The sequence below is a fragment of the Paenibacillus sp. FSL R10-2748 genome (genome assembly GCF_038005565.1).
In the GTDB taxonomy this organism is placed as follows: domain Bacteria; phylum Bacillota; class Bacilli; order Paenibacillales; family Paenibacillaceae; genus Paenibacillus; species Paenibacillus polymyxa_B.
Map to the genome: position 1 here is coordinate 64,449 of NZ_JBBOTK010000009.1, position 23,191 is coordinate 87,639.

The window sequence follows — 23,191 nt, forward strand, 5'->3', positions numbered from 1 at the left end:
TTAGAGTGGATGCATAGGTGTATATGGATTTATTCGTAGGGTTGGCCTCAGTGGTTAAAAGCGATCTACGAACTGCTTGATCAGTTCATTCAATAATCCGGCGGCCTTCGTAGGAAGGCGATGATCAGCTTTCTTAAGGAAAACCAGCTCACTATTTGGTAATTGTTGATGCAATATTTTGGCATAGGGATGAAAGTGCTTATCTTCTTCACCATAAACGAGCAGGACAGGAAGCTGGATTTCCTTGAGCCGAGAGGTGCAGTTGTACTTCAAGCTGTAACGGTAATATTGTTCGACATTCCTGGGATTTCCCTGCTTCGCATCGTTGAATAACTTACGGAACAAAGATAGCTGTTTCGTTTGTGACCAAGCAATAGAAAGGGCAAGCGTACCGACTGCGCCGATTTTGGAAAGAGCAAGGCCCAAAGAAATTTTGTTTCTTAGTCGCCATTCGTTTACTTCCGACATTCCACTGATAACAATGCCTCCCCATGCCCGATCTGGATAAGTCAAGAGGAACTCAAGTACTATCGAGCCTCCGGTAGAATATCCACACAAAAATACTTTATCTAAGCTCATCCGGTCCATCAAATGTTTAATATCCAGGGCGATGAGAGGATAAGTAACCGTTTGTTCGGAAGGCTGACTTTTACCGTGTCCTCTGATATCAAAAGCTATAGTTCGAAAATCGGATGATAATCCTTGGAATTGGTATGTAAAATTTAAGCTTGTGAGTACTGGAGGGTGAATGAATAGGATGGCCATTCCTTCACCAGAATCCATGTAATGCATAGAGTATTCGTTTATGTTTGTAGTAGCCATGGTTATGCTCCCTCCCTGAATGGTTTGATCTTAAATTTGGCCTATTAGATCCAAAAAATTCATGGAGGCGTAACTTTAATTGCTTGTATGAAATACCTTTGTCCCGATGATCCAATACAGGAATAATATTTTTAGTACAAGAAAAAAATAAGAGGATCAAGTTTTTCTAAGAAAGGGACACATACATGGGCATGAAAAATAAAGTTACCATAGCACTAGTGCTAAGTTTATTGTTGATGATCTTGGGCTGTAGAGCGGACTCCAGTCAACAGCTAAAACAACAAAGTGTGAAGTCACCTATCATAGTAAATCAAATGGGCAAAAAACCTGTCATTGTGATCTTGATTGATTCATTAATGGATAAGCCTTTGCAAGATGCGATTCAAGAAGGCCGTGCACCCGCAATGCAATATCTCCTTCATCAAGGGCAATATTTCCCGCAAGTAGTGAGTTCATTTCCCACGATGTCTGTGACAATCGACAGTACATTATTAACGGGAACGTATGCAGACCAACATCATGTGCCCGGACTCGTTTGGTACAGCGACCAAAAGAAACGCATGATTCTCTACGGCAATGGTGCCAAAGAAGCCTTGAAGATAGACCAACTGCAAGTATTCTTAGACGCAATTTACCAATTAAACCAAGTTCATTTGAATAAAAAAACGAAAACCATACATGAGGAATTGGCTGACAAAGGAAAAGAATCCGCGTCCATCAATGCTATTGTCTTCAGAGGGAAAACGAAACATGCCTTAAAAGTGCCTGACTTCATAGCGAATAGCAGCAGGGTGCCAGAAAAAATGATAGTAACAGGGCCTAAATGGTTATCTTATGCAGCTTTGGCACAATTGAATCCGAAAAATAGCTGGAATACTCCTTTGTGGAAAAAATTTGGGATGAACGACGAATTTTCCGCAAAAGATACCGCTTTTCTAATAAGCCAGAAGAAACTTCCAGACGTAACCATCACATACTTTCCAGAGAATGATAATTTAGCGCATAGAAAGGGCCCGACTCAACTGGAGGGAATCGAAAAAGCAGATCAAGCACTGCAAACTGTGTTGAATGCATATGGTTCGTGGGAACAAGCTGTAAACAATGCGATATGGGTTGTCATGGGTGACAGTGCGCAAAGCGCTGTTTATGATGATCGACAGGTTGCCGCTGTTGATTTAAAGTCGCTTTTGAATCATTACCGTATTGCAAAATTAAATCAACCTGTAAGAAGTGATGACCAAATCGTGATTGCCGCTAATGAACGGATGGCCTATATCTATGCGATAAACGATAACGTAGAGCTGTCCAACGTGGCGAAGCTTTTACAGCATGAGGACAAGCTCGACATTATCGCTATGAAAGATGGTAAAAACAATATTCATGTTACAAAGGGAAAAAAGGGTAAGCTGTTTTCTTATCATCCCGGTGGAAAATTCATCGATGAATATGGGCAATCGTGGACCTTGTCGGGCGAAGAGGACCTTGTGGATATTACGGTGAATAACAACCGGATCCAATATGGAAAATATCCAGACGTTTTGGCGAGGCTACACGGGGCAATGAATTCACATGAAGGAAGATATGTTGTCGTCACGGTCCAACCTGGATATGAACTCGTCGGCGAAAGTTCCCCTACTCACATCGGAGGGGGAGCTCATGGATCGCTGCATGAAAAAGATTCCCTTGTCCCATTAATTATTTCCGGAACGAATACACGTCCCAAAACACTGCGAATCGTGGATATAAAAGACTGGATTATGCAATTGGTGAACGAATAAGTATTATTCGTGCTTGATATTAAAACCGTACTCCATTAGTATATAAGCATATAGTTATATAAATGGAAGGGGGGCACACCTTGGATCAACTTGGTTATGTAGCCGATCATTTAAAGCTATTGGGGGATAAAACTCGGCTGGCCATGCTTTCCCTGCTAAGAGAGAGAGAATGGTGTGTTTGCGAATTTGTAGATATCTTTGATATGTCGCAGCCAGCCATTAGCCAACATTTGAGAAAATTAAAGTCGCAAGGGATTGTAAAAGAAGAACGACGAAGTCAGTGGGTATACTATTCCTTAAATGTAGACGACAAGCCGCATATTCAAGCTGTTCTTGAGAGTATGCCAGACTCTAAGCAGATTTTAAAATGGCTGAATAAAGAGGAGCCGATCGCATCTTGTGGACCGGATTCATCGGCTTGCTGCTCATCCTAAAGGCTGCTCCGTTTAACTCCTTGCAGGGATAAAGATGTTTTTAATATAAGTATATGTTTATAAGGTGATGTAATGGAGGTTTAAAACATTGATTTTGTTGGCATGCATTATATTCTTAGCCACTTTAGTGTTGGTGATCTGGCAGCCTAAAAATTTGTCCATAGGATGGTCTGCCTGCGGCGGTGCCATACTCGCCTTGCTGGTGGGTGTCGTCGATTTGCATGATGTTTGGGAAGTTACTCATATTGTCTGGAATGCGACACTGGCTTTTGTAGCCATTATTCTGATTTCGTTGGTGCTTGATAAAATAGGCTTCTTCGAATGGGCGGCGCTTCACATGGCACGAGCTGCGCGAGGAAGCGGAACCCGGATGTTTGTTTATGTGACCATTCTTGGCGCCGTTGTTGCTGCTTTTTTTGCGAATGACGGTGCGGCCTTAATACTGACACCGATTGTACTGGCGATGGTTCGGGCACTTAAATTGGATGAGAAAATGGTTTTTCCTTTTATCATAGCGAGCGGTTTTATTTCAGACACGACGTCGCTTCCGCTTGTGGTCAGCAACTTGGTTAATATTGTGTCAGCCGATTTCTTTGGTATCACCTTTATGGAATATGCGAGTCGCATGATTATACCTAATTTATTTTCTTTAGCAGCCAGTATAGGAGTACTGTATCTCTTTTTTCGTAAAAGGATTCCGAAAACGTTTGATGCGACACAATTAATCAGGCCTGCGGAAGCGATTAAAGATCCAAAGATGTTCCGTATGTCCTGGATCGTTCTCGCGGTTTTGTTCATTGGCTACTTTGCATGCGAATTTTTTAATATTCCCGTTTCGGTGGTGGCCGGTATTATTGCTATCTTTTTCTTATTGATGGCGCGTAGAAGCCCTGCAGTGCCGATGAAAGAAGTCATCAAGGGCGCTCCATGGGCTATCGTATTTTTCTCCATCGGAATGTATGTTGTGGTGTATGGTCTGCGTAATGCCGGTTTGACGGATCTGCTGGCCCATGTGATTCAAGCGGCTGCCGATCAAGGTATGTTTGTGGCCACCATGGGCATGGGTTTTATTGCGGCGATTATCTCGTCGGTCATGAATAACATGCCTACGGTCATGATTAATGCGCTTGCCATTGATGCCACCCATGCAACCGGTATAGTCAAAGAGGCGCTGATTTATGCTAACGTCATTGGGTCGGATCTCGGGCCGAAGATAACTCCGATTGGTTCATTAGCCACGTTGTTGTGGCTGCATGTGCTTCGTTCGAAAAACGTGAAAATTTCTTGGGGGGCTTATTTTAAGACAGGCATTGTCTTAACCATTCCTACACTTTTTATGACCCTACTCGGCTTATACCTGTGGTTAGTCATTTCATAGGGCTATAGTATTTCAAACAAGCACGCTTCCTTAAAGAGGTGGTGCTTGTTTGGCGTTTTTTTCCTTCACAGTATACTCTTCCAGCACCTTTGTTTTATCTCCATAGATCCTATCCAAATGATCTTCTCCCCATAAGCAAAAACGATCAAGCAGATCTTTAAAATCCCATCCATATTCACTAAGCTCGTACTCCACTTTGGGTGGAACCTGGTTATAAATGATACGGTGGATGATTCCATCCTTTTCAAGCTCTCTAAGCTGTTGGGTGAGCACTTTTTGGGTGATTTTGGGAATGAGTTGACGAAGTTCGTATGTACGTTTTCTGCCGCTGATTAAATGGTGTAGGATGATGCCTTTCCACTTTCCACTGATGACCTCCAAAGTTGCCTCGATCCCGAGCATATAGGTTTTGGCGTTGTCTTCCATAAACTTTCCCCCTCCAATTTGTAGTTCTAAAAGCACTAAGGAACCTTAAAGTACCTACGGTACAATGAAGTGCGTACTTCACACTTTCACATATATCAACCATAATAGCATCTGTAAACAGGGTACACCAATCACGAGGAGAAAGAAGGTTACGGATACATGAAAGTTCTATTGGTCGTCACGCATCCTAGAGAAGATTCACTTACCCTTGCGGTCATGAATCGTTTTGTAGAGGGATTGAAAGAGAATAAGCACGAGGTAGATATTTTGGACTTGTATCGGGATGGGTTTAATCCGGTATATAGCGCGGCAGATGAGCTGGATTGGAATACGCCTCATAAACAATATGCTCCTGAAACACGGAGAGAGATGGACAGAATTGCTGCTGCGGATGCTCTGGTCTTTGTGTTTCCTCTATGGTGGTACAGTGTTCCTTCCATGCTAAAAGGGTACCTGGATAAAGTGTGGAACATAGGTTTACTTGAGGAGTTCAAGACAAAACAGGTCTTGTGGCTGTGCTTGGCGGGAGGAACGAAAGAACATCTGATCAAGTATGAATATCACGATTTAGTTACTAATTATTTGAATAAAGCCATTGCTGGTTACGCAAGAGTAAGAGAGTCCAAGGTGGAGTTCTTCTATGATACTTTGTCCGAATCGAAAGAATACATTGAAGGTTTACTGGAGCACGCTTATCAATTAGGTCGGGCATATAAGTGAATTTTATTCTGATAACAATGACAATTTAATATTATTGAGAATTTTGCAAAATCCTGATTATTGAAAAAGGGTTAAGGCTCGTTAGACGGCACTTAACCCTTTTTTATTTTATAGACGAGACTCTATCCTTTTATAGGCTCATGCATAGGTGCTGATGGTGCCCCTTGCATAGATAACCCGCCGCCAGTTGAGCTTGCTGGAACAACGGGATGTGGTGATCCCTTTTCAGAAGCATTGCCAGCAGTTTGCTTGGCCAGCTTTTGTTTTTCCCACAGTGCTCTGGCGATAACCAGCATGGAGAGTACACCCACATATAGTAACAGAGAACCGAGTTCGGGAAGCATCTCTTGCAAAGGTGCACCACGCAGACCCATGGTACGAAGGAATTTGTACATCCATACAAAGGGGAAGAAATCACCGATTTGAATCGCTAAAGGTGGAAACAGTGATCTGGAAAGAACAGCCCCTGATAAAACAAAAGCAGGCATGAGTATCATCACCATTCTGCCGATGGCTATTCCTGGATGTGCAGCGCCCCATGCAACCAGGACATTGATACAAACGGTACCGAATACATACAGGACAACCGGAATTATAAAGAGAATCGGATTGGCCTCGAAACGGCCTCCTCCAAACACTTTAAGCATCCCGAGAGAGAAGATTAAGCCAGCCGTCGAAAACAGCGTATAAGGAAGCACACGCAGTAGTATGTTGAACGGATTTTGCAGCTCAGCAGCCAGCCTCTTGGAAACCCGGAGTCTAGCGACCAGAGGTAAGCTATTTATATTGAGTATCATAAAAGAGAACATACAAGTGAATGCAAGTATCGTCGTATTCTGATAGTCATTCGTTGGATTAAACAGGGAACGCACTTCCAAGGCGATACCATTGAGGGCCCCTTGGGCCTGTTCTGCGTTCATCCCGGTTTTCAACATAGCTGGAACAGACAGTTCCATATTCTCGGAAACGCTAATTTCCTGCATAGCTGTACGAATCGAAGTAATAGATTGAACATTGGTATTATCGAGAATGAGACCCACGCGGCTGGAAAGGGAACGATTGTGATTATCCTCTAAACCATGCGGCAGGGAAATAACAGCCAAATATTGCTCATGATAAAAATACTGTTCAGGGTTGTCCGTATACGAAACAATCTCAGCTACGTTCATATACGGGGAAGCATCTATTTTCTGAATGAACTCACGGCTGTAAGCTGTGTTATCTTGATCCACCACTACCACGTTAGCGTCGTTAATTTGGCTGCTTGGGAGCAACAGTGAATACCCCAGTACGGCAATCAACGGGAAGATGATAGCTATGATCGGATACTTGGAGTGAACCAGATACGACCATTCATCACGAAGAGATTTCATTTGTATTCACCTCAACTGTCATGCCTGGTAGCAAAGCTGCTTCTCTTGTTACATATACACGTACCTGGAATGTAGCGGTATCTGCTTCTCCTTTTTCACGGGACATCTTCACATTAGCGAATTGTGGTGCGGCAGTTACATAGCGTACCGTACCTTTCAGGTCCTTATTGAGACCAGAGATATGAGTTTTAATTTCTTGATTGGCCTTGAATTTCCCCGCTTGTTCTTCATTCACATAGAGATCGTAATATAAATCATTGGTTTCCAGGGTAATCACAGGAGCCCCTTGCGCCACATTTTCGCCGACTTTGGTACTAATCGAAGTAACCTTGCCATCCTGTGGTGCTTTTAACACCAGGCGTTCTTTTTTGAGCAGCAACGTTTTAAGCTGAACTTCCTGTGTGTCTTTTTGTTGCTTTAAGAGGTCAATAGCCAGCTTCTGATCTGCCAACTGTTGACGACTCTGCTGAATGGTTTCCAGTTGGGTCTTGGAACGATCGACGGACAATTGGGCACCGCGAATTTCTTCCTCGGCTTGTTTTACCGAAACGGCTGCTTGTGTCGTCTGTTCACTGGCCTGCATACGTTCTTCAGAAGTGGCACCATGAAGTAGCTTTTGAAGAGACTCTTTTTGCTGGCTCAACTGATTTGTCGCTAAAGTCAAAGAGGATTCGGCATCATCCAACGCTGCTTTGGATGCACTTCCTGCATCATAGAGTGCTTTATTACGCTTATAGTTGGTTTGCGCTGTCTGAACGTTTTTGGTGGCTGAGGCTACGGCAATTCGTTGCTGCTGAACATCTTCATCCCGAGTCCCGTTATTGACCTGTTGTTCCGCAGCAGTGGCTTGACGCTCAGCCGCTTGTGCCCGCTGCAATGCGGCCTGACTTTTACTCTCAGTCACTTGAGCTTGCGCGATATCTAGCTGTGCCTGTTTTTCCTGAGTTGCTGCTCGTGTATACCCTAAATGGATGGATTGTTGCTGTTGGCTGATCTGCGTATTGAACTGGGCGATTTGTGTCCGCAGCTGCTCAATTTGCAGATCCACATCTTTGGAATCCAAAGTCATAAGGACAGTTCCTTTTTTCACCTTAGTTTCTTCTGTTACCGGGATGTTCAGGATTTTGCCGCCTACTTGTTCAAACGATACATGAATGCTATCCGCATTTAGTGTTGTGCCTTTAACAGATCGAGAAGCATTGACTTGATCTTGTCCGTTGGTCTGAAGCAGGAACCCCCCGCCGATAAGGCAGGCAATAGAAATGACAGGGATGATGAGGCTGGCGACTTGTGTGCGATTCATGAGTAATACGCTCCTTACATTCATAAAATGAGTTAAACATAGACTCGAATAAATATCCTGATATGTACATTTTATTTATTCTTTTATTTAATAATTAAAAAGTTAGTCGGCTAACTAAAACACAAAATTAAAACTTATTCTGGCTTTGCTGCTTTATATATCTCTTTTGCTTGAGGGATGCCGCTTTCTATTTTTTGGAGTAATGTCAGGAGCAGCTCTTTTTCATCGGTGGATAGGTGGCTCATCAGTGTGGAAGTGCTTGTGAAATGTGTAGGCAGCAGTCTTTCCATCATTTCTGTTCCTTGTTCGGTCAGTTTAACAATGCTCATACGGCGGTCGGAAGGGTGTACGGATCTCATAGTAAGCCCATCGCGTTCCAGGCGGTCAAGCAGACCGGTAACGGTAGGCTTGCTAACTCCTACTTTCTCCGCAAGCTCTGTAGCCAGCAATCCTGTTTGGATGTTGCGGTACAGGAGAATTAATATTGAAAATTTTCCATGAGATATACCGAACTTCTCAAAGCCCTCAAAACTGACTTTAAAAACACTGGAAGATACTCGCATAAAAAATAGCATAGCTTCTGTCGCTCTTACATCAATCTCGGGGATACGCTTAGAAAATTCTTGCAGCGCCTCACGAGTGGGCAAGTCCCGTAAATCAAAATCCATAGGGTTCTCCTTTCTTCTTACAGTATGTTCCAATCAACAAATTAGTTAGCCGACTAATCTTAATCTATTCAAAAATGAATTTCAAGCTAAAATTTGTTAATCGTCATGTATATTTTTCACTATATGGAGGTTGTTGTAAAAAGAAAATAAAGTATTAGACTGAAAAATAAAGTGTTAGACTGACGATGCTTCATTAAGCTAACTGGCAGATTAGTTACATAGAAGTCAGAATTTTGCATAGGAGTGTAGTCCACCATCCCATACTAATTGTATGGAAAAGAGTCTAGATAAACAGTATACTAGCTATAATTGTTTTTTGTTGAGGTGCATATCAAATGGATGAAATCGATGAATCAAAACAAATTGTATTACAAATCGGCGGTGTCTTGAAAAAGTACAGAAAAGATAAAAACATGAGCTTAGACGACTTAGCGGAATTAACGGGTGTAAGCAAACTTACTCTGGGGAATATCGAACGTGGCGATACAAATCCAACTTTGGCGATTATATGGAAAATTTCAAGAGGCATATCTTTACCGCTATTAGCTTTGTTGAAATCAGAAGACCCTGTTAGTTTGTATCGAGCAGGCGAAGGACTGCGGTTTTCTAATGATCAAAAAAATTGGATCATTGAACCGGTCTTTAAAAACGCAAGCAACGATATTGAAATGTGTCGGGCTTACTTACAGCCGAATAGCTCGTATCACCCTGAAGGTCATCATGTGAATACAACTGAAATTGCGACAGTAATGACTGGTTCCATTGAAATTCAAGTCAATGGAGAGATTTACACATTGAATCAATATGATACGATCAGTTTTCGTGCAGATTGTCCTCACTCTTATACCAATCGTACGAATAGCGAAACAGTGCTCCATATATCCTTAAAGTATGGTTTCTAAAAGTCGAAAATTCCACTTATTAAATACAACTCCGAATTCCATGACGGGAATTCAGAGTTGTATTTTTGTTTTTAGATGAGTTAATGTGTGTTATAAAATACTTATTGTTAAAAATAATATATTACAAAATAATTATTGTTAAAAATAATATATTATAATATACTTTTATTGTTCGCGCGGATGTTATTTCATAGTTTTTCAATCAGCAGGAAACAAATTTTACGTATGAATTTAGTAAGGAGAAATGAAGAATGTCGAACAAACAAAATATAAAAGCCGTACCATCCTCTATAGGACTGATAATTCTCGGCATTATTATTATTGCAGCTAATTTACGTGCTCCCTTAACCTCAGTCGGTCCTTTAGTGAGTCTCATAAGGGATGACGTTCGTATTTCAAATACAGTAGCAGGCCTGATAACAACGCTACCTTTGCTTGCCTTTGCTTTATTATCACCTCTAGTACCCAAATTTGGACGAAGGTATGGGATTGAACGTATCATTTTGATTGCCCTAATCGTTCTGACTGTTGGCATTGTAATACGTTCTTTATCTGGCGCAGCTAATCTATATATTGGGACAGCAATTCTTGGATTCGCAATTGCCGTATGTAATGTATTATTGCCAAGTTTAATCAAAAGGGATATCCCAAATAAAATTGGCTCCATGACAGGTGTTTACTCAATTTCAATGAGTTTATTTGGAGCAATCGCATCGGGAATCAGTGTACCGCTAGCCGTGAACGCAGGTCTAAAATGGCAGGGAGCATTGGGAATATGGGGGATTCTAAGCTTTGTATCGATTCTCTGTTGGTTACCCCAATTAAGAAATCAAACGAAGCAAACAACCACGACGAGTCAACAGATGGCCAGCAACGATGTGAATGTTTGGCGATCCCCTCTTGCCTGGCAAGTAACCTTGTTTATGGGTATACAGTCCATGGTTTTCTATGTGTTGATCGCATGGTTGCCTGAAATTTTAAAGCAGCAAGGAATTGGCTCAAACCAATCAGGATGGTACCTCTCGATAATGCAGTTAGCTCTGCTTCCATTTACCTTTATTGTCCCCGTTATTGCTGGGCGCATGTCTAGCCAACGTTTGTTAGTGGTCATCACAATCATTTTGCTTTTAACGGGAACGCTCGGACTTCTATACGGAAGCTCCAATATCATTCTGTTGTGGATTATAATACTCGGAATTGGTGGAGGCTGCGCCTTTAGTTTGTCCATGATGTTTTTCGGTTTACGTACTGAAAATGCGCATCAAGCAGCGGAACTGTCTGGCATGGCGCAATCGATCGGATATCTTCTTGCCGCAATCGGTCCTGCCCTTATAGGATTTCTGCATGATGCGACAAATAGTTGGAATCTGCCACTTTTCATTCTGCTTGGCGCTTCGGTCTTACTCTTTTTAGTCGGTATAGGAGCAGCAAGAAACCGTTTTGTAGGTAGCCGAAATAGTTACGAGCTGCCACGGAAAGGACGATAAATATGTTTGACAAAATTATTGTGGCAATTGATAAAGCTGAAATAACGAACAAACTCCTCGATGCAACCGTTGAAATAGCTCGAAACAAACAAACTCAAGTTACCTTGGTTAATGTCAGCCAGGAATATGTATCGAATGGCATGACATATTTACCAGGGCATTTCTTGGAAGAAATATTGAACGAAATGGAGAAAGCGAGTTTGGAACAGTTGCAACAAGCCAAATCCAAATTAGAATCTGCGGGGATTAACCCGGAAACACTTCATCTTAAGGGAGATCCTGCACATGAAATATTAAATTATGCAAGAGATTCCAAGCAGCAACTCATTATTATTGGAAGCCGTGGGCTAAGTGGCATAAAAGAAATGATGCTTGGAAGTGTCAGCCACAAGGTTTCACAGCTATCAAGTTGCCCAGTCCTCATTGTGCATTAACTCCTTCGGGAACCGTAAAGATGATGCATTGTTATACTAACGGAGAACTTTAGTTCAATAAAACAGCGACAGTCTAGGACTTTATTTTCTCGTCCACGGCTGCCGCTGTTTTTATAGCTGGGGCCAGTCTAATACTTTTTTTACGAGATCTGACGGTTTTATAATTCGAAATGTCGCGTGGGACCAACATATCCAGTCTAGTACTTTATTTTCTTTCTACAGTTGTTCGTGCCATGGTTCAAGCTTTTCCCTACATTGATATTTACAATGAAGTGCTTGATAATAAGTGGATATCCTACGAGACAAAGAACCTAAAAGTGAGGAATCTGGAATGACGACAAAATTATACTACACTGCTCCAAATCTTACGGAGTGGGACACTCATATTACACAGAGCATGGAAAGAGACGGAAAATATTTGGTTATGCTGGAGGAAACGGCCTTTTATCCGCATGGCGGAGGCCAGCCTTGTGATACAGGAACAATTCAGGGCGTCCGTGTATTAGATGTTGTTCTCGAGGATGGGGATATTTGGCATCAGGTAGAGCATTTGCCGGAGGATAGGAAAGTAGCCTGCCAATTGGATTGGGAGCGCAGATTTGATCATATGCAGCAGCATAGCGGGCAGCATTTGCTGTCAGCGGTTTGTCTGGAGTTGTTGGGTGCGCGTACTGAAAGCTTTCATCTGGGACAAGAATATGCCACGATTGATGTGAACTGTTCGGATGTAACACCTGCGCAGCTATCGGCAATCGAACAGGAAGTAAATCAGCAAATCTATAGTAATCGCAACATAAAAAGTTTTTTTGTAACCAGTGAGCAATTGAAGGATATTCCGCTGGTGAAAACGCCCAAAGTGACGGAAAATATTCGGATTGTCGAGATCGAGGGCATTGAATATAATGCTTGCGGCGGTACACATGTAGCTCAGACCGGGGAAATTGGAATGATTAAATGCTTGAAATGGGAAAAGCAAAAAGGGATGGCGAGAATCCATTTCAAATGTGGTGCTCGCGCACTCCAGGACTTTAATGAGAGTGTTCGGATTTTGGACGTGTTATCTACGAAGTTCAATACTGGACGAAAGGATATTTTGACTCGATTCGAAAAGTGGGAGCAGGAGCATAAGCAGCTCAAGGCGCAAGTGGAGTTCTTGCAAGAGGAAAATGCATCGTACCAGGCGAAAGAGTTGCTGTCTGCTGTACAGGGGCATGTTCTTGCTCATGTATTTGAACAAAAATCCATTCAGGAGATGCAGCAATTGGCTGCCAAGCTGACCGCTGAGCATGATCTGCTTGTTTTATTTGCCACAACAGCCGAAAACAAAATCATTCTGGCACATAATGGTACCCATTCCATTAGCTGCGGAGCGTATTTAAAGGAAAATCTGGGCGCGTTTCAGGGCAAAGGGGGCGGTAGCAACCAATCTGCGCAGGCAGCATTTTCGTCCCGCAATGACCTCTTGAATTTCTTCGAAACGGCCCAGCGGCAGTTCATTCAGGGCTGATGTAATGGAGGATTAGTGACGAAGCGGCAGCTTCCACTTTTCCTCTTCTGTAAATAAAATAAAAGAAAAAATAAGTGCAACAACAGCGCCCCAAACGGCTTTATCCCCAATCGTCAAAGTCAGAAATCCCCCCAGCAAGGCTCCTACCAAGAAGGCAGCCAGGATGACACCATAACGCATCGCTCGAATGGCAGCGTTCGTGTCCTTGGTCGTTACAGCGACATACACAGCCTCGATAGCTGATCGAAGGTTACCGGTGCTGACCGTGGAGGTGTACGGCACATCAATGAGCTTGCGGAAGGAAGTCATTTGCACGGAAGCGACGAATGAGACGATCACCACTACTACCGTATTGGGAACTCCTTGCGGAATCAATCCCACGATGAAAAAAATCGCGATTTCCAGTAAAAGAATTGCGCGGGTCCAGTCTGGAGTTAAACGGTGGGTTGATTTGCGTTTAATCCCTTCAGCAACAAAAACCCCCAGTGAAAAGGCGATCAGAGGCGGGATATAGGATAATGCCTGAATCCAGTGCCCCTGAATGACTTTAACAGCCAGCAGCACGATATTGCCTGTCTGTGCGTTGGCGAAAACACCGCCTCTTCCAACAAAGGTATATGTGTCCAAAAAGCCCCCTACTAATGATAGTAAGGCGCCCAGTCGCAACGATTCGGACGTTACCTGATGTAAATGGATTTTGCCTTTCATAAACACGGCATATAAGCCTCCTATACTAAACGTCGATTCTTTAAAGCTAACACGAAAATCCAGGACCATACAATTAAATTAATCACTTAAGCATGAAAATGGCACAAAGAAGCCGCATCGGGTCCCATACAAAAGAAAGGACGCGATGCGGCTTTTTGGAGTGCTGTTTAAAGTGCCCACCTAGAACCTCAAAGATGTGCTTATTGCAGGGCTTTGACAAGTGCTGCGCCGAAGTCCTGTGCACCATCTGGACCGTCGGCTGTAATAATGTCGCTATGCTCAACGACATGCTGTGCCACATATTCGGCTTGATGCGATTGGAGCTGGTCCTTTTGTACATCCACAGGATAACATGTAGCCGTTCTGCCGGAGAGCAGTCCAGTTTGAGCCACGGCTACAGAACCTGCGCAGATGCCAGCCAATAGTTTCTTTTGCTCATGAGTTTGTTTCAGCAGAGCTTGGAGATCCGCGTTATTCCAAAGATAGTCATTCGTTCCTGATCCGCCGATCACAGATACCACATCATAATCAGCCAGCACAGCGTCAGTAAAAACAAGATCAGCTGTCGCTTTACCGTTGTAGTCACCCGTGATTTCGCCGGTTTTTGTACTAGCTAGCGTAACAGTAACGCCTGCTTGCTCCAGCGCTTCCTTCGGTTTAAATAATTCATCCTCATTAAAGCGCTCTGGGGGTATAATAAAAAGGGCTTTTTTACTCATACTTCATTCCTCCTTGAATGTGTAACGTTACCTACTATTGTAGGATGGCATCGTCAGGCTGTGAAGAATGCACTTTCAAGTACGGAGGTTACCTGCAGGTTACTATTAGAGTGCAAGACCATGATGATTTAGAAGGAGTTAATTGATATATGTCCGATACGCTAAGAGAAGAAATACGGGAGAAGATCGTCAACGGAGACTATAACTGCGAAAAGGAACTGACCCTTTCGGTCTTAAGCGGAAAGTGGAAGGTCGTCATTTTATGGCATCTGGGTGTAGAAGGGGCGCACCGTTTCAGTGACCTGCAAAGGCTGTTTCCGAAGCTGTCGCATAAAGTGCTGACCAATCAGCTGCGGGAGTTGATGGAGGACGGTATTGTGCACCGGGAAGTGTATCCCGAGGTACCTCCAAAGGTGGAGTATTCGATGACTGAACTGGGGATGACGATTTTGCCCATTGTGGAGATGATGTATGACTGGGGGAAAAAACGGGTGCAATCCATTCGTGAGGAAATGCAACGCAGCGGTGAGGGAAACGTTTAAATAATGGAATCGATATGTAGGTGAATCAATAAAGTTCCTTCATATGAAAAATAGAACGCCTTGCACTATGAGTACAAATTGTACTTAGAGCAAAGGCGTTCTTTGGCATGTTAGCAGTCTGTGTGTTTTTATCATGTTAGTTTAGGAAAAATAGCTGTAGCCCATATGGATCATTGCTTTTCAAGTGCTGGTAGAACCTCAATCCAGCGTGTAGCCCAAGTACCGATATGGTCAAACAAAGGAGCTAAATCGCGTCCCTTATCTGTAAGAGAGTATTCAATCCGTACAGGTTTCTCAGGATAAACCATACGTTGTATGATTCCTTCTTCCTCCAGCTCTTTTAGACGGTCGGAAAGGACCTTTCCACTTAAATTAGGGATTGAATTCTCAATAGCGACGAAACGTTGCGGACCATTGGTTAGTTGAAATACGATCAACACCGTCCAACGCTTACTCAGTAGCTCCATAGCTTTTTCAAACCGTGGGCACATCTGCGGAATGTTCATGTGATCACCTCATGCTCCTATTATTAACGATCCACTGTTAAAAGTAAATGATTTTACTTTACATAAATTTATTACTTGACGAAATGGTGTGATATAAATATACTTTGTTACATAAAGTAACTTGTTGGCTTTGATACGGAGCTTGAGATATGAATACTTAAAATTTGAACTTAATTTGATATTATTTTTGATATTATTAATGATGTAATTAAATGAACAGATACGAACTAATCGTTATGGTGATGGTTTGGGCGTAGGGGGAAGTCAGATGAAGTTGGAATGTGAAGTGTGCGTAGTTGGAGGGGGACCCGCAGGAACTTTGTTGTCCTGTCTACTGGCGGCGCAGGGTGTATCCACGATATTGATTGAGCAGCAGAGCATAGCGGGAAAGGCTTTCCGCGGTGAAATCTTGAATGATGAGGGTCAGGAAGTGATCCAAAAGCATAAGCTGTTCGAACAAATTCATAAGGACTATGTTCTCGCCTCTACAAGAATCGAATATTGGGAGCATCAGCAGCAAGTGAAGACGGTCAAGCCAGCATCAGTAGATGGTAATGTGGGGGTTCATATTCCACAGCCTCGATTTTTGGAGGCTCTGCTCAAGCAGGCGTTAACCTACGAGTCCTTCCGTTACCTGACGGGTACAACTGTGACTACCTTGGAAGGTAACAGCGAGCAGGGGTACACGGGCTTGGCCGCCCGCGATAAGAACGGTCATGAGATCACGATTGACAGTTCGTTGATTGTAGGGGCAGACGGTCGCTATTCGACTGTGCGCAAGCTGGCGCAGATGCCTGTGACAAACATTCGACACGGCTATGATCTGCTATGGGCGAAAATCACAGCACCTGCTGGGTGGGAGCCCGTCACTCGTCTGGCACGAGTCAACGGAGGGCAGTTGGCTTTATTCTCGCAGGCTGAGGGCTATATTCAAATTGGCTGGAATGTGGAGAAGGGTAGCTTTCCAACCCTGTTTAAGCAATCTTTTGAACCATTTATACAACGGTTTACCGAGGCTTTTCCGGATTTGAAGCATAGTGTGCATGATCACATTCGTTCATGGAAGGACTTCGTACCGTTGGATATTTTCAGCAGTCGCAGTGACACCTGGGCGCAGAACGGACTGGTCCTTATTGGAGATGCGGCGCATACCATGACACCTACCGGAGCTTTTGGCTTGAATGCAGCGTTAAAGGATGCCGATGTGCTAGCCAGTGAGCTTCTTCGTTTACGACAGAAGAGCTATACCGCAGGAGACCTAAAGGCGTTCGAAGACGGACGGCGACAGGCTGTCACCGAGCTTCAGGGACGGCAGCTGACGATGGAATCCACGTTTCATGAACATTTCTTACAAGCCGATAATCAAAGGATATAAATCCTGACAACAACATGAATTACCGGAATTTTCATATATAGAGTTTATATAAAGGATGGTGCAGAGAGATGAACCAAAAAGATGTAGCTACGCTACTTAACGATAAAATTCAAACCGTTCGCGGAGAGCAATCTTCGACGATTTTAGTAGGACCGATCAAGCTACCAGTTAATTTGGAAGGAGAAACGGTTGTTTTTCAGTGGTACTGCTGGTTGCCTGTACGGGATGAGGAAGATCGTCAGGACTTACTGAATGCCACCGCTGAGACGATTGTGAAGCGATTGTCCACACTGGATTTGGCAGAGGGACAACAGTCAAGCGTTTTGGTGTATGGCGATCTTCAACAGTCGGAAAATGCATTAGTTCGCATGCATAGTATTTGCCATACTGGAGATATTTTTGGTAGCAAGCGTTGTGATTGCGGATTTCAACTCCATCAGTCCATGAAAATGATTGTGGAACATGGAACGGGTGCATTGTTCTATCTGGCTAACCATGAAGGCCGCGGAATCGGTTTGTTTAGTAAAGCAATGGCTTATATTCTGCAGGAAGAAGGCATGGATACTGTAGAAGCCAACCACCAATTGGGTTTTGAAGATGATACCCGCAACTATGCAGACGCCATTAGTGTGCTCCGTCACCTGAGACAAAAACCGGTAACCCTGATCACAAATAATCCCAAAAAACTGGATGCCTTGAAGAAATCGGGTATGAATGTGGCGGGTCGCATGCCGCTCTGGGGCGATGTGTCGCAATATAATGAACGGTATTTGAATACAAAAGTGGAACGATCCGGCCATTTGCGGGATTCCGATCTCAGGGAGGTTCTATGACCACTCACGAAAAATATATGCGCCTGGCACTGGAAAATGCCAGAAGTGCTAAAGGGCAAACAGAACCGAATCCGCTCGTCGGATCAGTCATTGTCAACAACGGTCGTATCGTTGGGATCGGCGCTCATCTGAAGCCCGGCGAGCCACATGCCGAGATTCATGCGTTGCGTATGGCGGGTGAACACGCTCAGGGAGCGACAATTTACGTAACGCTGGAGCCGTGTTCTCATCACGGTCGGACAGGCCCGTGCGCGGAAGCCATTGTGAAGGCAGGCATTCGTCGGGTGGTGGTTGCAGCGCTGGACCCGAACCCGCTGGTTTCCGGCAGAGGGGTACAGATTTTGAAAGATGCGGGCATTGAGGTCATTGTCGGAGTATGTGAGCAGGAATCCATCCGCATGAATGAAGTGTTCAATCAATATATTGTGAGCAAGCGTCCTTTTATTACGATCAAATCGGCAGTAACACTGGACGGTAAAATTGCAACCCGGACCTCGGAAAGCAAATGGATTACATCTGAGGCTGCACGGGAGGATGTGCATCGTCTTCGTAACGAGCATGTGGGAATCCTGGTCGGTGTACAGACGGTGATTCACGATAATCCTCAGCTTACGACTCGTCTACCAGAAGGACGGAATCCGATTCGTATCATTTTGGATAGCAAGCTTCGAATTCCATTGGATGCCCGTGTCATTACAGATGGGGAGGCGCCTACCTGGATATTCACAGGACGCGCTTATGATGAAGGCAAGCGTAGCCAGTTGGAACAGCTAGGTGTAAAGATATTTCCGACTCAGGATGAAAACAGCGATCGGGTTAACCTGCCGCAAATGCTGGATATTCTGGGGGCAGCGGAGGTGTCATCAGTGTTCGTAGAAGGCGGAGCCGAGGTGAACGCTTCCTTCGTGCAGCAAGGGCTGGCAGACAAGCTGGTGCTGTACATGGCACCAAAGCTGGTTGGAGGACGCGCAGCCCCGGGATTTCTCGGGGGAGAGGGCGTGTCTGCGATGAGCGATGCGGTGGCATTGCATGATTTGAGCGTGACACAGGTTGGTGTAGACTGGAAACTAGAAGGGTATTTTGAGCGGGAAAAATGAGTGTTGTTTGCGGGGGAGAAGGCACTCCACTAAGGGGTTGATCTTCCGATCGCTGTTGCAGTGGGATTCTTCGGATTGTATAAGACATTTAAAGGTAAGAATCCCACTGCAAAGAACGCTTACGCTTCTCCAGATTCAACCCCTTCGCTCCGCTACTGCCCACCGCAAAGTCACTCATTTTTTCGAAATGGTGTGGAGCATGGGAAAGGCAAAAGGACTCAAAAGCTCAAAAGCTCAAAAGCTCAAAAGCTCAAAAGCTCAAAAGCTCAAAAGCTCAAAAGCTCAAAAGCTTATATACTTAAAAGAACAGAGAATCTGAAGGGCTACAAGGCCTGGAGGATTCTTTTTTTATATACTAAACGTTTATTAGGGTGAATGATTAATGGGGTGAATAACTCATAGGGTAAATGTCTAATGGGGTGAATTCGAGATAACATAATTACACATGCTTGGGTTTTTCGTCCTGGTTTCTTATGTATTTTTAGAGACTTTAGCCTCGTTTAGTTAGAATATAGAAATAAAAGGATTGACCTGGAAATTGAGATCAAGCACAATGAAGTTGAAATCAACTTGGAAGAGAAGGGAAAAGCCTTGCAGTGAAAGGGATTATAGAATTCAAAGGAGGATGTAGGTTGTGAAAAAAACGTTATTATGCTTGTTAAGTGCCAGTCTGATATTTTTAGCTGCACCGGTTTCTACTAAAGCCTTTTCGGGTGAGGTCACACAAGGCGCTGGCTCATATTCAACCACACTACCTGCCGGAGCAGCAACACCGCAAAACGAGATTTACAAAACAGCGAATGTAAACAGCCCAATGCCTACCAATGACTGGTGGAGCAGCCTCGCCTGGGTACCGTACTCCGAGGCTCAATATCCGCATCCCCTTGCCTTGAAAAATCAGCAAAACGGTTTACGCATCTTTAACCCGAGTGGGAAAATTACGGTAAATCCGGGATACATCGCAGGTTGGATGGATGATGTGAACGATTTTTCCGTCGGTCATTCTGTAAGCGCTTCATTTCCTGATGCCAAGGTGGACGGTTTCAGCGACTGGTTTGTCAAATCATTATTTCAAAGCGGCAGCAATAAAATGAGTGCTACCTATGGACACGGCTCCCCCTATGTTTTTTTTGAGTTTGGCGGTGGCAATCCCAAGCTTTCATTTAATGGGGTGCCAGAGGTTTGGTCTGGGTCAGCTAGTTCCCCTGTGCTTGGCATTACGGTTAATGGCTCACATTATGGTCTGTTTGGTCCTTCCGGCAGCACCTGGTCTGGCCTCGGAACGAGTACTCTGATCAATCAATTGAACGGGAAAAACTATTTTACAGTGGCCGCTTTGCCTGACAAAGCAACCGCGACATTGGACAAATTTCAGCAATACGCCTATTCTTTCGTTACAAACTCCAAAGCACAGTACAGCTATAACGAAGCCTCTTCCGAAGTGACGACCACCTTTACTGTTGCGACAACAGCGAAGGAAGGCACGCAAAGCGGTACTATTTTTGCCTTATACCCGCATCAGTGGAAAAATTCATCACAACCCCTGCTAGGCTATACGTACAATTCTGTACGCGGTCTGATGAAAACAGCAGAAGGTGCTTCTTTTCAAACGAAAATGAAGTTTACAGGGGTACTGCCTTCCCTGCCCGACTTGGGGTCCTACGATAAAAATACGCTCAACAGTTATATAGACGAAGCGAAAGCGGAAGTCTACTCCGGCGATAGAGACACGTACTGGACTGGAAAACGTCTGGGCAAGCTAGCAGCGCTGGCGCCGATTGCCGACCAGGCTGGCAATACCGCAGCAGCGACCCAGTTCCGCAATGAGATCAAAAGCCGGCTGCAGGACTGGTTTAAGGCCAGTGACAGCTCGGGTAATCTGAAAAGCTCCAGTCTATTTGTGTATAACAACAATTGGGGGACGTTGATCGGTTATCCCGACAGCTTTGGCAGTGCGGTAGAATTAAATGACCATCACTTCCATTATGGATACTTTATCAAGGCCGCGGCCGAAATTGCACGTGTGGACAAGAGCTGGGCATCCAATTCCCAATGGGGGCAGATGGTACAGTTGCTCATTCGTGACATCGCCAATACCGACAGGTCTGATTCGAAATTTCCGTATTTGCGTAATTTTGATCCCTATGCCGGGCACACCTGGGCTTCCGGCCATGCCAAATTTGGTGATGGCAACAACAATGAATCCTCCTCGGAAGCGATGAATGCTTGGGCAGGTCTTATTTTATGGGGCGAGGCGACGGGAAATACTCAAACTCGTGATCTGGGCATCTATCTATACACAACGGAAATGAATGCGATTAACGAATACTGGTTTGATGTGCATGGCACAAACACCCCTGCAGGGATGCAAAGCGCGACGGCAAGCATGATCTGGGGTGGTAAAACCGTAGGGAATGCAACATGGTGGACCAATAATGCCGCAGAGGTGCATGGTATCAACTGGCTACCGATCACCTCGGCTTCCTTGTATCTGACGCAGTATTCAGATTATGCAGCTAAAAATTATAACGATCTGCTGCGAAAAAGCGGTGGGAATTTCAGTCCATGGGAAGATATTGTGTATATGTACAGAGCGATCTCGGACCCGTCCGATGCCAAGGCCAAATTCAGTGCACGCGTAGCGGCCATGACACCGGAAGCGGGGAATTCCAAGGCGAATGCCTACCACTGGATCTACAATTTGGATGCTTTAGGCAACATCGACCGCAGCATCACTGCTAATTCACCTATTTATGCCTTATTTCATAAAAACGGTGTAAAAACTTATGTGGCCTACAATTTTACAAACCAAGTCAAAACAGTAACCTTCTCAGATGGGCACAGTATTACCGTGCAGCCGAATAGCTTTAATACCGGAAATGGGAGCGGCGGTGGCAATCCGCAACCTGATACAGAGGCTCCATCCATCCCGGCGAATGTTCGAGCTACGACCAAAACGGCTTCGGTAGTCACTCTGGAGTGGGATGCAGCTACAGACAATGTTGGCGTTACGGGTTATATCGTTTATAAGAACGGGGCTCAGGCAGCAGAGATAAGCGGTACTTCCGCTTCAATTACAGGGCTGAATGCAGCTTCCACTTACAGCTTTACCGTTAAGGCTCGCGATGAAGCTGGTAACCTATCTGCAGCAAGCAATGCGGTAGGGGTAACGACAGACCCAGCATCTGGCGGTAATGAGGGTGGTGGAGAAACGGAGGATTATAAAGTAGGAGCTCGCTTTGTCAGCGATCATGAAGCATTGCTTCAATTTACACCCAAAACAGCCTCGGCCTATGTTGACGTGCATTATACTTTAACGGGTGGACAACAGCTCAATTACCGAATGACAAACAACGGCGGTGTCTGGGAGCAGCGGGTTACAGACCTCGATATTGGGAAGGCTGTCAGCTATTGGTTTACCTATGAAAAGGCGGGATTGCAATACGAGACCCCTTCATTCAGCTATACACACCAGCAGACCGCTTCTACAACGACAGACGTTCCACAACTTCCACTACCGAGCGTTGATCCCGTTTTCGAAAAAACATCCTAGTGGATCAGGCCTAAGATACGAACGCGACAGTTAACTATAGAAAGAAAGACACAAGGGAAGCAAATACGCTTCTCCTGTGTCTTTTTTTGTTTTTTTATAGGGTCGTAATACTTTCGCCATGTTCGTGAGTTCCAGGTTGCGCGATAATGATAAAGGCTGATACAGGAAGATATTACCGAGGCGAGGATTTCCAAAGGTCCCGCAGTGCCTGCCCTGATGGGGTCAGGTATCCTGTAATTCTGATGTATCCACCAACATTAGGGTTCAATTCCCAATCGCCTTCCACGCGACTTCTGGTAGAGTATTCGAATGATCGAATAAAAACAATGAAAAGACCCGGATAAGAGCATCCCATGTCTGGTCTCGATGACAGGTACCGGGGCGATGGCTATGCGGCCAGCGGATACCGGAGAGAGCAAGCGCCGACAGGGTTCGAGGCTTCGGGGATACAGATTCACAATCGATGTTGGGCTGATGAATTCCATCCCTAGAACACGGAAACAGGCGGTATCTTTCTTTTTCCTTAAGCTTGACCCCGCCGTCCACACCGAAGGGATGCTCTGCAAGGGTCACTAACCCTACTACAACAAATAAAAATAAAAAATCCTCATTTTAAAAATGTGTGT

The 23,191-nt window shown here is 44.5% G+C and carries 22 protein-coding genes; 14 read left to right on the top strand and 8 right to left on the bottom strand.

The features are described from left to right. Nucleotides 1-54: 54 nt before the first annotated feature. Complete coding sequence (locus NSS66_RS22445) at nt 55-822, bottom strand: alpha/beta fold hydrolase (protein ID WP_340959809.1); 768 nt, start codon at nt 820-822, stop codon at nt 55-57. Nucleotides 823-1,007: 185 nt separating this feature from the next. Between NSS66_RS22445 and NSS66_RS22450 the strand changes: the two genes are divergently transcribed. From NSS66_RS22450 to NSS66_RS22460, 3 genes are all read left to right on the top strand, one after another. Beyond that, nucleotides 1,008-2,600 (top strand): alkaline phosphatase family protein, encoded by a 1,593-nt coding sequence (locus tag NSS66_RS22450; protein ID WP_340959811.1) that lies wholly within the window; start codon nt 1,008-1,010, stop codon nt 2,598-2,600. Nucleotides 2,601-2,680: 80 nt separating this feature from the next. Further along, on the top strand, nt 2,681-3,034 hold the full coding sequence (locus tag NSS66_RS22455) for an ArsR/SmtB family transcription factor (protein ID WP_023990405.1): 354 nt from the start codon (nt 2,681-2,683) through the stop codon (nt 3,032-3,034). Between the two features lie 88 nt (nt 3,035-3,122). Beyond that, the gene (locus NSS66_RS22460) at nt 3,123-4,412 is read left to right on the top strand and encodes an arsenical efflux pump membrane protein ArsB (protein ID WP_028541774.1); all 1,290 of its coding nucleotides are present in this window, start codon (nt 3,123-3,125) and stop codon (nt 4,410-4,412) included. 30 nt (nt 4,413-4,442) lie between these two features. Here the strand turns inward: NSS66_RS22460 and NSS66_RS22465 are convergent, their stop codons facing one another. Continuing rightward, nucleotides 4,443-4,838, bottom strand: a complete 396-nt coding sequence (locus tag NSS66_RS22465) for a winged helix-turn-helix transcriptional regulator (RefSeq protein WP_075154788.1) — start codon at nt 4,836-4,838, stop codon at nt 4,443-4,445. A 159-nt stretch (nt 4,839-4,997) separates the two neighbouring features. Between NSS66_RS22465 and NSS66_RS22470 the strand changes: the two genes are divergently transcribed. After that, nucleotides 4,998-5,558, top strand: coding sequence for an NAD(P)H oxidoreductase (locus tag NSS66_RS22470; RefSeq protein WP_028541776.1), 561 nt, complete (start codon nt 4,998-5,000; stop codon nt 5,556-5,558). 122 nt (nt 5,559-5,680) lie between these two features. Here the strand turns inward: NSS66_RS22470 and NSS66_RS22475 are convergent, their stop codons facing one another. The 3 genes from NSS66_RS22475 to NSS66_RS22485 form a co-directional block, all read right to left on the bottom strand. Beyond that, complete coding sequence (locus tag NSS66_RS22475) at nt 5,681-6,931, bottom strand: ABC transporter permease (RefSeq protein ID WP_028541777.1); 1,251 nt, start codon at nt 6,929-6,931, stop codon at nt 5,681-5,683. Further along, nucleotides 6,915-8,234, bottom strand: coding sequence for an HlyD family secretion protein (locus tag NSS66_RS22480; protein WP_340959815.1), 1,320 nt, complete (start codon nt 8,232-8,234; stop codon nt 6,915-6,917). The genes NSS66_RS22475 and NSS66_RS22480 overlap by 17 nt, the downstream gene beginning before the upstream one ends. 134 nt (nt 8,235-8,368) lie before the next feature. Continuing rightward, entirely contained in the window at nt 8,369-8,902 is a 534-nt protein-coding gene (locus NSS66_RS22485) for a MarR family winged helix-turn-helix transcriptional regulator (protein ID WP_023990399.1), read from the bottom strand. A 335-nt stretch (nt 8,903-9,237) separates the two neighbouring features. Between NSS66_RS22485 and NSS66_RS22490 the strand changes: the two genes are divergently transcribed. The 4 genes from NSS66_RS22490 (at nt 9,238) to NSS66_RS22505 (ending at nt 13,232) form a co-directional block, all read left to right on the top strand. Further along, nucleotides 9,238-9,804: a helix-turn-helix domain-containing protein gene (locus tag NSS66_RS22490; RefSeq protein ID WP_340959816.1), complete on the top strand. Its 567-nt coding sequence runs from the start codon at nt 9,238-9,240 to the stop codon at nt 9,802-9,804. A gap of 251 nt (nt 9,805-10,055) precedes the next feature. After that, nucleotides 10,056-11,291, top strand: coding sequence for a CynX/NimT family MFS transporter (locus NSS66_RS22495; RefSeq protein ID WP_028541778.1), 1,236 nt, complete (start codon nt 10,056-10,058; stop codon nt 11,289-11,291). 2 nt (nt 11,292-11,293) lie between these two features. After that, nucleotides 11,294-11,725 carry a universal stress protein gene (locus tag NSS66_RS22500; RefSeq protein WP_023990396.1) on the top strand — a complete coding sequence of 144 codons (432 nt, stop codon included), beginning with the start codon at nt 11,294-11,296 and terminating at the stop codon, nt 11,723-11,725. Nucleotides 11,726-12,056: 331 nt separating this feature from the next. Next, the gene (locus tag NSS66_RS22505) at nt 12,057-13,232 is read left to right on the top strand and encodes an alanyl-tRNA editing protein (protein WP_023990395.1); all 1,176 of its coding nucleotides are present in this window, start codon (nt 12,057-12,059) and stop codon (nt 13,230-13,232) included. A gap of 12 nt (nt 13,233-13,244) precedes the next feature. On the opposite strand, the gene NSS66_RS22510 is transcribed toward NSS66_RS22505, so the two are convergent. Together NSS66_RS22510 and NSS66_RS22515 are read right to left on the bottom strand one after the other, a co-directional pair. Then, nucleotides 13,245-13,946, bottom strand: coding sequence for a YoaK family protein (locus NSS66_RS22510; RefSeq protein WP_023990394.1), 702 nt, complete (start codon nt 13,944-13,946; stop codon nt 13,245-13,247). A 194-nt stretch (nt 13,947-14,140) separates the two neighbouring features. Continuing rightward, entirely contained in the window at nt 14,141-14,659 is a 519-nt protein-coding gene (locus tag NSS66_RS22515; RefSeq protein WP_340959817.1) for a DJ-1/PfpI family protein, read from the bottom strand. Between the two features lie 149 nt (nt 14,660-14,808). Here NSS66_RS22515 and NSS66_RS22520 point away from each other — a divergent pair, with 149 nt between their 5' ends. Then, nucleotides 14,809-15,201: a winged helix-turn-helix transcriptional regulator gene (locus tag NSS66_RS22520; RefSeq protein ID WP_013312050.1), complete on the top strand. Its 393-nt coding sequence runs from the start codon at nt 14,809-14,811 to the stop codon at nt 15,199-15,201. 170 nt (nt 15,202-15,371) lie between these two features. Here NSS66_RS22520 and NSS66_RS22525 read toward each other — a convergent pair whose 3' ends face one another. Further along, nucleotides 15,372-15,707, bottom strand: coding sequence for a winged helix-turn-helix transcriptional regulator (locus NSS66_RS22525; protein ID WP_023990392.1), 336 nt, complete (start codon nt 15,705-15,707; stop codon nt 15,372-15,374). A 268-nt stretch (nt 15,708-15,975) separates the two neighbouring features. On the opposite strand from NSS66_RS22525, the gene NSS66_RS22530 reads away from it, so the two are divergent. The 5 genes from NSS66_RS22530 to NSS66_RS22550 all read left to right on the top strand — a co-directional run bounded on the left by NSS66_RS22530 (nt 15,976) and on the right by NSS66_RS22550 (nt 23,056). Next, nucleotides 15,976-17,082 carry an FAD-dependent monooxygenase gene (locus NSS66_RS22530; RefSeq protein WP_340959819.1) on the top strand — a complete coding sequence of 369 codons (1,107 nt, stop codon included), beginning with the start codon at nt 15,976-15,978 and terminating at the stop codon, nt 17,080-17,082. A 68-nt stretch (nt 17,083-17,150) separates the two neighbouring features. After that, complete coding sequence (locus NSS66_RS22535) at nt 17,151-17,915, top strand: GTP cyclohydrolase II (protein WP_023990390.1); 765 nt, start codon at nt 17,151-17,153, stop codon at nt 17,913-17,915. Further along, nucleotides 17,912-19,012 (top strand): bifunctional diaminohydroxyphosphoribosylaminopyrimidine deaminase/5-amino-6-(5-phosphoribosylamino)uracil reductase RibD, encoded by a 1,101-nt coding sequence (gene ribD / locus NSS66_RS22540; RefSeq protein WP_068938282.1) that lies wholly within the window; start codon nt 17,912-17,914, stop codon nt 19,010-19,012. Before NSS66_RS22535 ends, ribD begins: the two co-directional genes overlap by 4 nt. Nucleotides 19,013-19,646: 634 nt before the next feature. After that, entirely contained in the window at nt 19,647-22,565 is a 2,919-nt protein-coding gene (locus NSS66_RS22545; RefSeq protein WP_340959821.1) for a glycosyl hydrolase, read from the top strand. A gap of 353 nt (nt 22,566-22,918) precedes the next feature. Continuing rightward, nucleotides 22,919-23,056 carry a hypothetical protein gene (locus tag NSS66_RS22550; protein ID WP_155990463.1) on the top strand — a complete coding sequence of 46 codons (138 nt, stop codon included), beginning with the start codon at nt 22,919-22,921 and terminating at the stop codon, nt 23,054-23,056. Nucleotides 23,057-23,191 lie beyond the last annotated feature (135 nt).